The organism is Pseudomonas svalbardensis, from assembly GCF_030053115.1.
Classification (GTDB): Bacteria; Pseudomonadota; Gammaproteobacteria; order Pseudomonadales; family Pseudomonadaceae; genus Aquipseudomonas; species Aquipseudomonas svalbardensis.
The window spans coordinates 5,416,739-5,432,467 of sequence record NZ_CP125619.1; the positions used below are offsets into that span (position 1 = coordinate 5,416,739).

The 15,729-nt window shown below is 58.2% G+C and carries 10 protein-coding genes and 1 pseudogene; 9 read left to right on the forward strand and 2 right to left on the reverse strand.

Annotated features, from left to right (window positions below; translation table 11 throughout):
- Positions 1 to 4: 4 nt before the first annotated feature.
- From QFX16_RS25025 to QFX16_RS25035, 3 genes are all read left to right on the forward strand, one after another.
- Positions 5 to 1,858 (forward strand): Lnb N-terminal periplasmic domain-containing protein, encoded by a 1,854-nt coding sequence (locus QFX16_RS25025; protein WP_283181739.1) that lies wholly within the window; start codon positions 5 to 7, stop codon positions 1,856 to 1,858.
- Positions 1,859 to 1,941: 83 nt separating this feature from the next.
- Positions 1,942 to 2,298 carry a hypothetical protein gene (locus QFX16_RS25030; RefSeq protein WP_283181740.1) on the forward strand — a complete coding sequence of 119 codons (357 nt, stop codon included), beginning with the start codon at positions 1,942 to 1,944 and terminating at the stop codon, positions 2,296 to 2,298.
- A 70-nt stretch (positions 2,299 to 2,368) separates the two neighbouring features.
- Positions 2,369 to 2,863, forward strand: coding sequence for a GreA/GreB family elongation factor (locus QFX16_RS25035; protein ID WP_283181741.1), 495 nt, complete (start codon positions 2,369 to 2,371; stop codon positions 2,861 to 2,863).
- Positions 2,864 to 2,957: 94 nt separating this feature from the next.
- On the opposite strand, the pseudogene QFX16_RS25040 reads toward QFX16_RS25035, so the two are convergent.
- A pseudogene (locus tag QFX16_RS25040) lies at positions 2,958 to 4,026 on the reverse strand (IS4 family transposase).
- Positions 4,027 to 4,149: 123 nt separating this feature from the next.
- Positions 4,150 to 5,814, reverse strand: a complete 1,665-nt coding sequence (ettA, locus tag QFX16_RS25045; protein ID WP_283181742.1) for an energy-dependent translational throttle protein EttA — start codon at positions 5,812 to 5,814, stop codon at positions 4,150 to 4,152.
- Between the two features lie 279 nt (positions 5,815 to 6,093).
- Here ettA and QFX16_RS25050 point away from each other — a divergent pair, with 279 nt between their 5' ends.
- From QFX16_RS25050 to QFX16_RS25075, 6 genes are all read left to right on the forward strand, one after another.
- A complete protein-coding gene (locus tag QFX16_RS25050; protein WP_283181743.1) occupies positions 6,094 to 9,942 on the forward strand; it encodes a sensor domain-containing protein in 3,849 nt (1,282 codons plus the stop codon).
- A 174-nt stretch (positions 9,943 to 10,116) separates the two neighbouring features.
- Complete coding sequence (gene glyA, locus QFX16_RS25055) at positions 10,117 to 11,370, forward strand: serine hydroxymethyltransferase (protein ID WP_283181744.1); 1,254 nt, start codon at positions 10,117 to 10,119, stop codon at positions 11,368 to 11,370.
- Positions 11,371 to 11,646: 276 nt separating this feature from the next.
- A complete protein-coding gene (locus QFX16_RS25060; protein WP_008154240.1) occupies positions 11,647 to 12,960 on the forward strand; it encodes a C4-dicarboxylate transporter DctA in 1,314 nt (437 codons plus the stop codon).
- Between the two features lie 67 nt (positions 12,961 to 13,027).
- Complete coding sequence (locus tag QFX16_RS25065) at positions 13,028 to 13,732, forward strand: FadR/GntR family transcriptional regulator (protein ID WP_074871066.1); 705 nt, start codon at positions 13,028 to 13,030, stop codon at positions 13,730 to 13,732.
- Positions 13,733 to 13,777: 45 nt separating this feature from the next.
- Positions 13,778 to 14,473 (forward strand): GntR family transcriptional regulator, encoded by a 696-nt coding sequence (locus QFX16_RS25070; protein ID WP_283181745.1) that lies wholly within the window; start codon positions 13,778 to 13,780, stop codon positions 14,471 to 14,473.
- Between the two features lie 635 nt (positions 14,474 to 15,108).
- Positions 15,109 to 15,657, forward strand: coding sequence for a hypothetical protein (locus QFX16_RS25075; protein ID WP_283181746.1), 549 nt, complete (start codon positions 15,109 to 15,111; stop codon positions 15,655 to 15,657).
- The last annotated feature ends 72 nt before the right edge of the window (positions 15,658 to 15,729 follow it).

Genomic DNA, 15,729 nt, shown 5'->3' on the forward strand with positions numbered 1-15,729 from the left:
CACTATGCTCAAACGCCTTGCCTGGCTGGCGCTCTGTGTCTGCGCCCCGCTGTCTGCCACGCCCAAAATCGACAATCAACGTTTGCAGCAATTGGCCAATGACCCCTTCTGGATTTCCCTGGGCCACTACGAAACCGCCAAACTCGGTGGCTGGCGCAGCTATGTCAGCGACAAGAAGTTCTTCCTCGCCGCCGATGGCAATGAACATCCTGACCGTGAACTGGCGGCGACCGTGCAAGCGCTGTACGCCCCGGCCAGCGCCGGTGAAAAACATGCGCAATGCGTCTACCCAGCCCGCACCCGCTGGCTGAAGGCGCAGCTCAACCTGAGCGATCTGCCGAAGCTTCCCTGCACTGAATTCAAGCAATGGTTCAAGGATGTTTCGCCCCACAGTGCGGTGATGATTTTCCCGGCCGCGTATCTGAACAGTCCGTCATCGATGTTCGGCCATACGTTGCTGCGCATCGACCAGGCCAATGTGCAGAGCGATCAAACCGCCCTGCTCAGTTATGCAATCAACTTCGGCGCGTACATCGAAGGCTCGGACAACAGCATCCTGTATGCCTGGAAAGGCTTGATGGGCGGCTATCCCGGTTTGTTTGCCCTGGTGCCATATCAAGAAAAACTCTCGGAGTACCGCAGCCTCGAGAATCGCGATCTGTGGGAATACCGCCTGAACCTGACCCAGGCAGAAACCGAGCGCATGGTCGAGCACGTCTGGGAGCTCAAGCAGATCCAGTTCGACTATTTTTTCTTCGACGAAAACTGCTCTTATCGCCTGCTGGAATTGCTGCAAGTCGCCCGCCCGAGCCTGCGATTGACCGAACAATTCCCGCTGACCGCGATTCCTACCGACACCGTCAAAGCGGTAAAAGAAGCCGGACTGGTGGAATCCATTCAGTATCGACCGTCCCGCGAACGTGAACTGCTGAGCCGCGCCGAGCCGTTGACCCATTCAGAACAGGAATGGGTGCTGAAAGTCAGCGCCGACCAGAAGCAGTTGCAGGAACCGGCGTTCAAGGCTCAACCCAAGGATCGTCAGGCGTTGATCATCGACGCTGCCTATCGCCTGGAGCGCTACCGCGCCAACGGCCAGGAACGTGATCCGCAACGGGCGCAGCGCAGTTTCGAACTTCTGCGGGCGATCAACCAAAACCCGGCACCGGAACTGGACATCCCGCAACCTGGCCTGCCAGAGGATGGCCATGAATCGCGCACCTGGCAGGCCGGTATCGGCACTCGAGGCGACAAGGCGTTTGGCGAATATGGCCTGCGCATGGCGTATCACGACCTCAACGACAACGCCGAAAGCTTCCCCCTCGGCGCGCAGATTGAAATCCTGCAAATGAAACTGCGCCAGTACGAAGGCAATCACTGGCAGTTGCAGCAATTGGACCTGGCGACCATTCGCTCCCTGACTCCGCGCAATGAATTGCTGCAACCACTCTCGTGGCAAGTCACCGGCGGCCTGGAGCGCGTGCCGGGCAAGCATGACGACGAAACCCTGGTCAGCCACGTCAATGGCGGTGGCGGCGGGACCTGGCAACTGGGCGACGACATGCTCGGCTTTGCTTTGGGCACCGTGCGCGTTGAACACAACAACGACTTTGCCGGCTTCATCGCGCCAGCGGCGGGCTTCAACAGCGGTTTGCTGTGGAAAAACCCGCTGGGCAACTTCAGCCTGGAAGCCAAGGGCGACTTCTTCACCAACGGCGAAGTGCGCCGTAGCGTGAGTCTGAATCAGCAGTGGGAATTGTCGCGCAACCTGGGTTTACGCCTGAGTGCCCAGCGCGAATTCAGCCACCTGGCTTCGCCCGAGAATGAAGTGATGCTTGAGGTGAAGTGGTATCACTATTGACCTTTTGATCTTTCTTTCACATCCCGCTCACAAATCCACTCTTAGACTTCTCCTATAGGCCGTTGACGGTCTGGGAGTCTGAGATGTGGCGTTGCGTGGTTGTGGTGGGTTTGCTGATGTTGATCGCGGGTTGCCAGACGACCCACGAGGATCTGATCGCCAAGGGTTATCCACCGGCATTCGCCGATGGCTTCGATGACGGTTGCAGCAGTGGCCGGCAAGCGGCGGGGGCAATCACCGGAGAGTTTCGTAAAAACGTTCCGCGTTACCTCAAGGACAAGCAGTACGCCGAGGGCTGGAGCGATGGCTTCCGGCAGTGTCAGGCGATGCGCGAAAGCGAGGACCGTGAGGATTATCGCAGCCACCATTGGGACGACCGGGACAAAGCCTGGCAGCAGCAGAAGGATCAGGACGCCGCTCGTGCTTTTCGCTCGCAATAAGTCGCCCACAGATATCTGTCGAAACTAAAAGCCTGCGACCATGGCCCAAACCCTATAACGGGAGAAAACCATGAGTCGCGCCTTCGTCAATGAAGATAACGCCGCCGCGCAAGCCGATCAGCCCGTCGAACGGCAGGTCAGCACGCAGCCCAATTACGTCACGCCCGCCGGACTTACGCAGCTTCAGGCGAAAGTCGCCGAAGTGCAAAACCTGCTCAATGAACAGAGTTCGCGGGGTGAACTGGCGGACAAACAGCGTCAGGCCGATCTTGAGCGTGACTGGCGGTATTTCAATCAACGCCTGCAAAGCGCTCAGTTAGTCGTACCGGCCTCCTCGACCAACAAAGTGCAGATGGGCGCCTGGGTGACCTTTGCCGATGAACAGGGCAACGAACAACGCGTGCAGTTGGTGGGCGAAGATCAGGCGGATGCCGCGAACGGGTTGATCAACTGGGGCTCGCCGCTGGGGCGGGCGTTGCTGGGCGCGCAGGTCGGGGATGAAGTGCTGTGGAAGCGGCCGGCGGGGGACTTGTTGATTGAGGTGTTGGGCCTGGAAATCGGGTGACCCATCCCTGTGGGAGCCGAGCTTGCTCGCGATGGCCGCGCCGCGGTCTCACTGAAAAACCATAAAAAAACGGAGCCCCGAAGGCTAATTCCGATCAGTTAAGCTGACTGGCATTTTTCTTTCTGATCGAATATTTCGGTGATTTGAGCCTTATGGCGCGGGGATAAATGCGCTCTTCCCGTCGATGCGGCAGAACATAATGCGGGGCAGAGGCGTGCAGCTCTGCCAGATATTTGGGGATGTTCCCGGAACGGTCGGCCGAAACGCTGTTGATAAACCCTAAAATTGCCCAAGTACACGCGGTAAAGCTCATTTCGCACGGGTAAATACCTGGACAGTGGCGGCTCATTTCCACCATCTGGTAGCGCAACAAGTTGTAGCCCCTGTGGCGAAGTGCTTAACGAAACCACCGCATCCTGGCGCCCCAAGCGCTGAACCACTTCGTACTGCACACCTTTGCGCAGTGGCATCAGCCAATGGCGCTCGGTGCCGGCTTGCTGCCACTGGTGCAGCAAACCCAGGGAAAAAAAGCCGCGATCGAACAGCGTCAACGAGTGATCGGGCGTGGTTTCGATCAGTTGTTCCGCCAGCTTCATTTCGCTGCTGCGGTAGCCGTCAAACGCACTGCCGATCAGCAAGTGGCTGGTCAACTCCATTTGGCAGACCATGCGCACCTGAGGAAAACCAGTGTCGCCATGCTGGTTGCTGGCGGAATCGTAGCGCGCCCGATTTTCGGGTGTATCGGGCGTTCGCCATACGACACCGTCGACCCCCAGCAAACGCAAGCCTGCCCAAGTTGGGTGATCCACGGCCTCATGCCAACTTTTCTGAGTCAGATGGAAGACTTGTCGTACAGCCTCGCAGCCCAATCTCTGACGGGCTTGAACCACAGCGCTGGGTGCCACCAATGGACGTTGGCCCGGCAGCATGATGTTCATGCGGCTGACCACATCCCACGCCGACATGCGGCGAAAGAAGGCCATGGAGATCACGCACCAGAGCATCATTTCCAGTGGCAAACGCCGCTTGCGCAGGGTCGCCACGCCGGCCTGTTCAAGTGCCTGCTCGACCAAAGATGGATCGAGTAAAGAATCCAGTCCCTCGATTGAGTTAGGGGTGGAGGCGATATTGTGAGTCAGTTCCAGTGCCCGAGCGAGACGCATAAAAAAATCCGATGCCAGTACAGGCATCGGATTTTGATTTCTTGCGGCCAAAGGTCAAGCAAGAGGGCTTAACTGATCGGCATTAGCCCCGAAGGCTCCGTTTTTTATGCAACCCACCCGATATCAGGCCAGTTTCTTGTGCCGTACACGATGCGGCTGAGTCGCGGCTTCGCCCAGGCGTTTGCGGCGATCGGCTTCGTACTCGGTGTAGTTGCCTTCGAAGAACACCGCTTGCGAGTCGTCTTCGTACGCCAGGATGTGAGTCGCGACGCGGTCAAGGAACCACCGATCGTGAGAGATCACAATGGCAGCGCCCGGAAAGTCCAGCAGGGCTTCTTCCAGGGAACGCAGGGTTTCAACGTCGAGGTCGTTGGACGGTTCATCGAGCAGCAGGACGTTGCCGCCTTCTTTCAGGGTCAGCGCCAGGTGCAAGCGACCGCGCTCACCACCGGACAGGTCCTTGACGAACTTCTGCTGATCGCCGCCCTTGAAGTTGAAGCGACCGACGTAGGTGCGCGACGGAATCTCGTAGTTGCCGATGCGGATCTGATCCGAACCGTCGGAGATTTGCTGGAATACAGTCTTGCTGCCGTCCAGGTCTTCGCGGCTCTGATCGACGCATGCCAGTTGCACGGTTTCGCCGACTTCGATGCTGCCCGAATCCGGTGTTTCCTTGCCCATCAGCATGCGGAACAGGGTCGATTTACCGGCACCGTTACCGCCGATCACACCAACGATGGCGCCTTTAGGCATGGAGAACGACAGGTTGTCGATCAGCACGCGATCGCCATAACCCTTGGAAACGTTCTTGAATTCGATGACCTTGTCGCCCAGGCGTGGACCGGCCGGGATGTAGATCTCGTTGGTTTCGCTGCGCTTCTGGAATTCCTGCGATTGCATTTCTTCGAAGCGTTGCAGACGAGCCTTGGATTTGGACTGGCGAGCCTTGGCGCCTTTGCGCACCCACTCCAGTTCATCCTTCATGGCTTTTTCGTGGGCCGACTGCTGCTTGGATTCGGCAGCCAGACGATCGGACTTGGCTTCAAGCCAACCCGAATAGTTGCCCTCGTACGGGATACCGGCGCCGCGGTCGAGCTCGAGGATCCAGCCGGCAACGTTGTCCAGGAAGTAACGGTCGTGCGTGATCGCGACCACGGTGCCCGGGAAATCGTGCAGGAAGTGCTCCAGCCAGGCGACGGAATCGGCGTCCAGGTGGTTGGTGGGTTCGTCGAGTAGCAGCATGTCCGGAGCAGACAGCAGCAGGCGGCACAGCGCCACACGACGCTTCTCACCACCGGACAGGAATTCAATCTTGGCATCCCAGGCCGGCAGACGCAGCGCATCGGCGGCGACTTCCAATTGGCGATCCAGGTTGTGACCGTCGCTGGCTTGCAGGATGGCTTCGAGTTTGGCTTGTTCAGCGGCCAGTTTGTCGAAGTCGGCATCTTCATCAGCGTAAGCCGCGTAGACCTCGTCCAGACGAGCCTGGGCGTTCTTGATCACGCTGACCGCTTCCTCAACCACTTCACGCACGGTCTTGGTCGGGTCCAGGATCGGTTCTTGCGGCAGGTAGCCGATGTTCAGGTCCGGCATCGGACGGGCTTCGCCGTCGAACTCGGTGTCGACGCCCGCCATGATTTTCAACAGCGTGGACTTACCCGAACCGTTAAGGCCGAGTACGCCAATCTTGGCGCCCGGGAAGAACGACAGCGAAATGTTTTTCAGGATTTCCCGCTTCGGCGGAACAACTTTACCCAGCCGATGCATGGTGAATACGTATTGAGCCATGGAGAACCTAGGGTCAGTGAACGATGAATGATTGGGGCGCGGGCGATGCCCGGCCAGGCCGTGCGCGTCGTCCGATTGATGGGTATCAATGCGTGCGCGCTAAAAAAGCCTAGGAGCTGGAACGCTCCCGCGTAACCGGCAAAGCTACCTTAATGACGAGAGGCAGTCCAGCCGAGCGGGACTGGCACTTTGCCACAACTCAGGGCATGCTAGCCGCCCTCCGGGCGTCCGGCTTATAGTGCACGTCGCGCCAGTCCAGCCAAACCGCAGGATTACAGTTTGTCTAATGTCACTCCCTCATCTTCCGTGAGCGCACTCAATCCTGCGACCGGCTCACCCCTGCGTGGATCCTTGAAGGGCGCGCTGGCGGCGCTCGTCCTGTTGTTGCTCGCGTTGCTGTTCTGGCAGTTGCTGGATCAGCTGCGCGATGCCCAACGACACCAGCGTCAGTACACCATCGACTACACCGCCGATCTGGCCTCGCAAGTCAGCCTGAACATGGCGCTCAACGCCCAGATCGCCCTCAACCTGCTACCGATCGTCGAACAACCGCAAAGCGCCGACGAACAGCAGGCGCTGTTGCGCAAACTGCAAAAGTCCTTGCCCGGCCTGCGCAGCCTCGCGTTGCTCAGTCCTTCCGGGAAAGTCCTCACCGACAGCGCCGACAACAGCGACGATGCCGACTACCTGAGCGAACTAGTCCGGCGCAGTCACGCCCAGGCCCATTACTTCAGCAACGCCAATGACGGCTCGGTGGTGCATCTGCTCCTGCATCAAGCCAGCGGTAGCACCCGCGGCTACTGGGTTCTGCGCCTGACGCCGACATTTTTCTCGTCGCTGACCAAACCAAACGAAACCGGTATTCGCCCGCTGTGGCTGGTGGAAAACCGTGTCAATCACCAGATCATCAGCCGCGACGATGGGGAGCCCTCGGCCACTCCGGCGGTGATGACAGCGGATGAGCTGGCCAACAGCGTGCTGACCGTGCCCCTGAGCAGCAGCGACTGGCAACTACGCGCGCTGTTCGATCGGCAACGGGTGATCGAACAGCTGCTGCCGGCGTTCATCGGCAAATGCCTTCTGGGTCTGGCCTTCTCGCTGCTGCCATTCATCGCCCTGCTGAACATGCGCCGCCGCCAACGCCAGGTGCACGAAGGCCGTCGACGCTACCAGGATATTTTCGAAGGCACAGGCGTCGCCTTGTGTGTACTCGACGTGTCCGGGCTCAAAAACTTCTTCGACAAGGCTCAGTTGCACAGCAGCGAACACCTGAAGGTCTGGCTCGAGACACCGGAACAACGCCAGCACCTGTTGCAGGAACTGCGCATCACCGAAGTCAACCTGGTCGCTCTGCAACTGCTCAACGTCAACACGTGCGATCAAGCCTGGAAACTGCTGATCGACGGTAACCCGCAGGACGGCACCGCCATCGGCATTCAAGTGCTCGACGCGGTGCTCAACCAGCAGAAACAGCTTGAACTCGAAATCAAACTGCAAGACGCCAATGGCCGCGACCAGCACTTGTGGCTGGTCCTGCGTCTGCCGGAAGACCAGGACGACTATAAAGCGGTGATCCTGAGCATCACCGACATCACCAGTCGCAAGCTTGTCGAACTGTCGCTATTGGAGCGCGAAGGATTCTGGTCCGACGTGGTACGCACCGTGCCGGATCATCTGTACGTGCAGGACGTGATCAGCCAGCGAATGATTTTCAGCAACCACCACCTGGGCCAGACGCTCGGTTATAACCGTACCGAACTGCACCAGATGGGCGAGTATTTCTGGGAAATTCTGCTGAACCCCGAAGATGCCGACTTCTACCACCGCTCGCGCCAAACCCAGCGCCAGGCCGGTTACAGACAATTGATGCAATGCCAGCTGCGCTTCCGCCACCGGGACGGCAAATGGCGGCGCTTCGACATCCGCGAACAGGCGCTGGCGCGGGACAAGCACGATCAGGTCACGCGAATCATCGGCGTGGCCAAGGACATCACCGATCAGATTGAAGCCAGTGAGTCCCTGCGCGACAGCGAGCAGCGTTACCGGATGCTCGCCGAAAGCATCAGCGACGTGATTTTCTCAACCGACAGCAAGATGGCGCTCAACTACGTCAGCCCGTCGGTGCAAGCCGTGCTGGGCTACGACGCCGACTGGATTTTCCAGAACGGCTGGCAATCGACCATCGCCAACCCGCAACAGCTAGCCGGCATTTACAGCCTGATGGACCGGGTCAGCAAAGCGCTGAATAAACCCGACCAACTGGCGCTGTTGCGCAGTCAGGTGCAGACCCAACTGTTTTTGTTCGACTGCCTGCGGGCAGACGGGCGCAAAATTCCTATCGAACTGCGGCTGGTGCTGGTCTGGGACGAACACGGTGCATTCGAAGGCGTCCTGGGCGTCGGTCGCGACATCAGCCAGCAACGCCGGGCCGAAAAAGACCTGCGCATGGCCGCGACCGTATTTGAGCACTCGACCTCGGCGATCCTGATCACCGACCCGGCCGGCTACATCGTCCAGGCTAACGAAGCCTTCAGCCGTGTCAGCGGTTATGCGGTGGAGCAGGTGCTCGACCAGTTACCGAACATGCTGACCGTCGACGATCAGCAGGAAGCCCATCTGCGTTATGTGCTCAAGCAATTGCATCAGCACAGCACGTGGGAAGGCGAAGTCTGGCTCAAACGACGCAATGGCGAGCATTACCCGGCCTGGGTCGGCATCACGGCGGTGCTGGATGACGAAGGCGATCTGGCCAGCTACGTGTGCTTCTTCAGCGACATCAGCGAACGCAAGGCCAGCGAGCAGCGGATTCACCGCCTCGCCTATTACGACGCCCTGACCCACCTGCCCAACCGCACGCTGTTCCAGGATCGCCTGCACACGGCGCTGCAATCAGCCGAACGGCAGAAGTCCTGGGTGGTGCTGATGTTCCTCGACCTGGACCGCTTCAAACCGATCAACGACTCCCTGGGCCACGCCGCCGGCGATCGCATGCTCAAGGAAATGGCCACGCGCCTGCTCGGCTGTGTCGACGATGACGACACCGTGGCGCGCATGGGCGGCGATGAATTCACCTTGCTGCTGCAACCGCGGGCCAACCGTGAAATTGCCTTGAACCGGGCGATTCACGTGGCCGAACAAATTCTCGCGAGCCTGGTGAAACCGTTCGTACTTGAAGGCCGCGAATTCTTCGTCACTGCCAGTATCGGCATCGCCCTGAGCCCTCAGGACGGTAATGAACTCAGCCAACTGATGAAAAACGCCGACACCGCGATGTATCACGCCAAGGAGCGTGGCAAGAACAACTTCCAGTTCTATCAGGCCGATATGAACGCCAGCGCCCTGGAGCGTCTGGAGCTGGAAAGCGACTTGCGTCACGCCCTGGAACAGAACGAATTCGTCCTCTACTACCAACCGCAGTTCAGCGGCGATGGCAAACGCCTGACCGGCGCCGAAGCCTTGCTGCGCTGGCGACATCCGCGACGCGGTCTGGTGCCGCCGGGAGACTTCATTCCGGTGCTCGAAGAGCTCGGTCTGGTGGTGGATGTCGGCGACTGGGTGATCAGCGAGGCCTGCCGTCAACTCAAGACCTGGCATCAGGCCAAGGTCCGGGTACCCAAGGTGTCGGTGAACATTTCGGCCCGGCAATTCTCCGATGGCCAACTCGGGACGCGGATCGCCACCATCCTCAAGGAAACCGGCCTGCCGCCGGCATGCCTGGAGCTGGAGCTGACCGAAAGTATCCTGATGCGCGAAGTCAGCGAAGCGATGCAGATTCTCGCCGGGCTGAAAAATCTCGGCCTGAGCATCGCGGTCGACGACTTCGGCACCGGTTACTCATCGCTCAACTACCTCAAGCAGTTCCCGATCGACGTGCTGAAAATCGACCGCACCTTCGTCGACGGCCTGCCGTCGGGCGAGCAGGATGCGCAGATCGCCCGCGCGATCATCGCCATGGCCCACAGCCTCAATCTGGCGGTTATCGCCGAGGGCGTGGAAACCCACGAGCAACTCGACTTCCTGCGTGAGCATGGTTGCGACGAGGTTCAGGGGTATCTGTTCGGGCGTCCGATGCCGGCGAACCGGTTTGAAGCGCAGTTCAGCAATGATGCGTTGTTCGTGTTCGACTGAAATCTTGTGGTGTTGCGGGAGACCCCTTCGACTTGCTCGCGAAGGGGCCCGCACAGGCACCGCATATCCGGTCATGAAGCCCACTTGTCTGCGACATGATGTCCTTTCATATGCCATCTAAAACCCATTGGGTTAGAATGCCCCCCTTTTCTGCCCCGATCCTTGAGGACCGCCATGTTCAGCCGTGATTTGACTATTGCCAAGTACGACGCCGATCTCTTTGCCGCCATGGAGCAAGAAGCTCAGCGCCAGGAAGAACACATCGAGCTGATCGCTTCGGAAAACTACACCAGCCCTGCGGTCATGGAAGCTCAAGGCTCGGTACTGACCAACAAGTACGCCGAAGGCTACCCGGGCAAGCGCTACTACGGTGGTTGCGAGTTCGTCGACGTGGTCGAGCAACTGGCCATCGACCGTGCAAAAGAACTGTTCGGCGCTGATTACGCCAACGTTCAGCCGCACGCCGGTTCGCAAGCCAACAGCGCCGTTTACCTGGCTCTGCTGCAAGCGGGCGACACCCTCCTGGGCATGAGCCTGGCACACGGTGGTCACCTGACCCACGGTGCCAGCGTTTCCTCCTCCGGCAAGCTGTACAACGCCGTTCAGTACGGTATCGACGGCAACGGCCTGATCGACTACGACGAAGTCGAGCGTCTGGCGGTTGAGCACAAACCGAAAATGATCGTGGCCGGTTTCTCTGCCTACTCGCAGATTCTGGACTTCCCGCGGTTCCGCGAAATCGCTGACAAGGTTGGCGCCTATCTGTTCGTCGACATGGCCCACGTGGCCGGTCTGGTCGCCGCTGGCGTCTACCCGAACCCGGTGCCTTTCGCTGACGTCGTGACCACCACCACGCACAAGACCCTGCGCGGTCCACGTGGCGGCCTGATCCTGGCTCGCGCCAACGCCGACATCGAGAAAAAGCTGAACTCCGCGGTATTCCCGGGCGCCCAGGGTGGCCCGCTGGAGCACGTGATCGCCGCTAAAGCGATCTGCTTCAAGGAAGCACTGCAACCTGAGTTCAAGACTTACCAGCAACAAGTGGTGAAAAACGCCAAGGCCATGGCCGGCGTGTTCATCGAGCGCGGTTTCGACGTAGTTTCCGGCGGTACTGAAAACCACCTGTTCCTGCTGTCGCTGATCAAGCAGGAAATTTCCGGTAAAGACGCTGACGCCGCTCTGGGCAAAGCGTTCATCACCGTGAACAAGAACTCCGTGCCAAACGATCCACGCTCCCCGTTCGTCACCTCCGGTCTGCGCTTCGGTACTCCGGCTGTGACCACTCGTGGCTTCAAGGAAGCAGAGTGCAAAGAACTGGCCGGCTGGATCTGCGACATCCTGGCGGACCTTTCCAACGAAGCGGTGATCGACGCCGTTCGTGAGAAGGTCAAGGCCATCTGCAAGAAGCTGCCGGTATACGGCGCCTAATCAGCCCGCTAAACCGTAGCAATGAAAAACCGGCCAGTGATGGCCGGTTTTTTTTCGTCCGCGATTTTTTTCAAACAACGAAAAGGCTCAAGGTCGGGGCATTGCGCCCAACTGGTAAGACCGGTCATGCCAATCACTCAGAATTTGCTTGCGATCACCCAAAAACAGCGCCTAGACTGCGCCTGCACTGGACATACCGGTAAGACCACAATAATTAAGTCCTGAATCTGATGCGCGAAGCGCACGGCAGCCAGGACACCGACCAGGATTCCTCCCATGCTCAGATGGTGCTCGCGTTCAATCTTCCTCCAAGTGGTTCTCGGACTGGTGCTCGGCATCGTCTGCGGGCTGACCCTTCCTGAATACTCCGCCCAGCTCAAACCGCTCGGCGATGGCTTCATCAAACTGATCAAGATGCTCATCGGTCTGATCGTATTCTGCGTGGTGGTCAGCGGCATCAGCGGTGCCGGCGACCTGAAGAAGGTCGGACGCATCGGCCTGAAATCGGTGATCTACTTCGAAATCCTGACCACCATCGCCCTGGTGATTGGTCTGGTGTTCGCTTTCACCACCGGCATCGGCAGCGGCGCGAACATTCATCTGGATCAGCTTTCCGCTGCCGACATGGGCGACATCGCCCAGCGCGGTCAGCACATGCAAACCACCTCCCAGTTCCTGATGAACCTGATCCCGACCTCGGTAATCGGCGCCTTCGCGGAGAACAATATTCTGCAAGTCCTGCTGTTTTCGGTGCTGTTTGGCAGTGCGCTGAACCTGGTGGGCGAAGCAGCGTCGGGTATTTCCCGGCTGATCAATGAGCTGAGCCACGTGATCTTCCGCATCATGGGCATGATCGTGCGTCTGGCGCCGATCGGCGTGTTCGGCGCCATCGCTTTCACCACCAGCAAATATGGCCTGGATTCGCTGCAGCACCTGGGCAGCCTGGTTGGCCTGTTTTACCTGACCTGTGTGGCGTTTGTGACATTGATTCTCGGCCTGGTGATGCGCCTTTCGGGCCTGAAGATGTGGCCGTTGCTCAAGTACCTGCGCGAAGAACTGCTGATCGTCATGGGCACCGCCTCCTCCGACGCCGTGCTGCCACAAATCATGCGCAAGCTTGAGCATCTGGGCATCGGCAGTTCGACGGTCGGGCTGGTCATTCCTACCGGTTACTCGTTCAACCTGGACGGTTTCTCGATCTACCTGACCCTCGCCATCGTGTTCATCGCCAATGCCACCGGCACGCCGCTGGCCATGACCGATCTGCTGACGATTCTGCTGGTGTCGTTGATCACCTCCAAAGGTGCCCACGGGATTCCCGGCTCGGCGCTGGTGATTCTCGCGGCGACACTGACGGCGATCCCGGCGATTCCGGTGGTCGGCCTGGTGCTGGTGTTGGCAGTGGACTGGTTCATGGGCATCGGCCGGGCGCTGACCAACCTGATCGGCAACTGCGTCGCCACCGTGGCCATCGCGCGCTGGGAAAAGGACATCGATATTCAACGGGCGAACAAAGTACTTTCTGGCCAGGTGGGTTATACCTTCCAGCCGAGAAAGCCTGTCGGCCCGGCACATCAGCAGGAATTCTGAATAATCGCCGTGCCTGCCCACGGGCAGGCACGGTCATCAATCGTTTTGGATGCTCATGGAGCGAACAGTGATCACCTCGTCGACCGTTGTGAATTCAGTAGTAGAAAAACTCCGGGCCGCTTTGGCCCGTGGTCAGTGGCGCTCCGGCGAGATGCTGCCGGGGCAGCGTGAGCTGGCCGAACAACTGGGCATCAGCCGCCCGAGCCTGCGCGAAGCCGTCATCGTGCTGGAAACCCTTGGGCTGGTGCGCTCCATGCCGGGTAAAGGCGTGGTGGTGCTGGAGGCCAATCTTAGCGACAGCCAAAGCCACGACAGCGCGGTCGCCGGTGCGAGCCTGGAAGACGTGCTGCAACTGCGCTACACGCTTGAACCGTTCATTGTCGGCCTGGTGGCGCAGTCGATCAGCAGCAAGGAAGTCGGGCAACTGCGCTTGACCCTGATGGACATGCGCGAAGCGCTGGAAGCCAACGACAGCGAAGCCGGCGTGAACGCCTACATCGCGTTCCACGAAGAGCTGTTCACGCTGACCTCGAACCCGATTTTCCAGAGTGTGGTGCAACAGACCAGCAACGCCCTCAAGCAAAGCGCCGACGTGCTGCGCAACTCCCCGGAGCATTTGGCTGAGCGCCTTGAGGAGAACGAAGCCGTGGTGCGCGCTATTCGCAGCAAAAACAGCGCCCAGGCCAGCGCCGAGATGCGTCGGCACATCCTTCGGGAAGGCCAGCGGATGGGCATCGAATTGAATATTCCGGACGACAATCTGGGCAAATAGCTGTACTGAAAAAAACCCTATCGGCAACCGGACTGGAGACAGGCCATGAGTTCCTATGCCTTGAAGATTCCCGTTTTCTCGATTTCCACCGCCCTGCCCTTGCGCCACCAGAGCGACAAGAAGCGTTGCGTCGACGACATCTATCCGCAGATTTTCGATGCCATTCTCGAACAACGCATTGCCCCGGGCAGCCGTTTCACCGAAGCAAGCCTTGGCCAGGCATTCGGTGTCAGCCGCAGTATCATCCGCCAGGTACTGGCGCGATTGTCTCATCAGCAGGTCATCATTCTGCGGCCCAATCATCGCCCGCAAGTCGCGACCTCCGATGCCGAACAAACCCGTCAGATTCTCCATGCCCGCCGGCTGACCGAAACCACTCTGGCGCGACTGGCCTGCCAGCAACCGTCTTCCCGGCACCTGCCGCAGTTACGCGAATTGATAGAGCGCGAACGCCGCTATATCGAACAAAACCAACGCGGGCCGGCTATTCGTCTGTCGGGCGAGTTCCACCTGCAACTGGCGCAAGTCGCAGGCAACGTGCCATTGGCACAATTTCTCGGCAGCCTGGTGCCGCTGACCTCATTGGCCATCGCCCACTACGAAGAACAAGCGCGTAGTTACTGCGCGTGGCAAGAACATGCGGAGATCGTCGAGGCGGTGGAGTGCGGAGATGCCAAGGTTGCCGAGGGCTTGATGGCCCGGCTTCTGGAGCATCTGGAGGAGAAGTTGCTGAACCCGTAATCGGCTTGTGTAACGGCTTGCGCACAACATTTCTGACCGTCCCGAGACTCGGTTCTTTAACCGGTTTTTTCGCCTTGAAACTATTGAAACTATTGAAACTATTGAAACCTGCTATCACTTTGCAACCGCCGCCATTAACTGCCAACGAATACTTTATACGCGCCACATAAAAACCTCACTCATACCGCCAACTTCCCGAAACAAAGAAACGAGCACAACCTAAAAAAAAAATTTAATCTCTGGTTCTACTTTTACTGAAAACCAACTAATCAAGATGTAAATGTTTGAGATAACTTCATGATCACCGCCCATCAGAAATACTTCCGCGCCTGTCTTGAAAAGCCGTTCGCAACCTCGCATGGCTATCTTGTCATGACCCGCCCGCCCCTAAGCAGTGACGGGCACTTCGTTGGCCGGTGCACATTGGATCATTACCTTGCAACCAAGTAAAAACACAACAAAACCCCAGAGACACCGCATCTAAACCTTAACAACCTCGACACGCTTAATCTGTTTGATGAGGACAATAAATCTGTAAGTGGACGACCTCCACGACCATTATCATTGCGTAAAATTCAAAGTCAAAAACTGACCAAACACCTGAACATCAATTTCTTATCAAGGAAGATATAACCATGACCGTTGAAAAATCCTTTATTGCAGAACTGGCTAGTGATTACGGCCACCTGCATTTCCCTAGACTGACACACGGCCGCGAAGTCACCATCCCTGTCACGGGCTTCTTCGACTTCTCTCCCACTGACGTATACGTATCAGATACTCTATTCGCAAAGAAAGGCCTGCCGGGTTCCACCTTGCAGTTCTACTTCTATAGTATTGGAGGCAGTTCCTTCCATCATATGTTTGTTATTACTCCCGGCCCGCTCTTTGGCAGACTAGTTGGCATTGATGAAAACGACTGTCTCACCGCCATGGAAGGGCCCACGGCAGGCCCTAAGAAACTCGCCCTGTTTCAATTTTTTGACCATAACGGCGAACCCGCCTCTCTCGACAACCCCAAATCAAACACTCTATTTGTGACAATTCGTGCTAACGACAAATCGCTAACGCGCAGCAAGAATTCGCCGGAAGGATTTATTATCTCTGCAGGCATGGGAATCCAGATGAACTTCAGTCTGAAGATCATTAAACGCAACGTAGACTCGAGCATCCTCAACGCCTAATCATTTCAGCACCTGCCTTTTCATATAACAAGAAAAGGCAGGACAAACTTACCATCGAGCAGCTACCTCGGC

Excerpts from the sequence above, each read along its gene's own strand:
- QFX16_RS25025 (WP_283181739.1), top strand. The coding sequence starts at position 5 with ATGCTCAAACGCCTTGCCTGGCTGGCGCTCTGTGTCTGCGCCCCGCTG.
- QFX16_RS25030 (WP_283181740.1), top strand. The coding sequence starts at position 1,942 with ATGTGGCGTTGCGTGGTTGTGGTGGGTTTGCTGATGTTGATCGCGGGT.
- QFX16_RS25035 (WP_283181741.1), top strand. The coding sequence starts at position 2,369 with ATGAGTCGCGCCTTCGTCAATGAAGATAACGCCGCCGCGCAAGCCGAT.
- ettA (WP_283181742.1), bottom strand. The coding sequence starts at position 5,814 with ATGGCTCAATACGTATTCACCATGCATCGGCTGGGTAAAGTTGTTCCG.
- glyA (WP_283181744.1), top strand. The coding sequence starts at position 10,117 with ATGTTCAGCCGTGATTTGACTATTGCCAAGTACGACGCCGATCTCTTT.
- QFX16_RS25060 (WP_008154240.1), top strand. The coding sequence starts at position 11,647 with ATGCTCAGATGGTGCTCGCGTTCAATCTTCCTCCAAGTGGTTCTCGGA.
- QFX16_RS25070 (WP_283181745.1), top strand. The coding sequence starts at position 13,778 with ATGAGTTCCTATGCCTTGAAGATTCCCGTTTTCTCGATTTCCACCGCC.
- QFX16_RS25075 (WP_283181746.1), top strand. The coding sequence starts at position 15,109 with ATGACCGTTGAAAAATCCTTTATTGCAGAACTGGCTAGTGATTACGGC.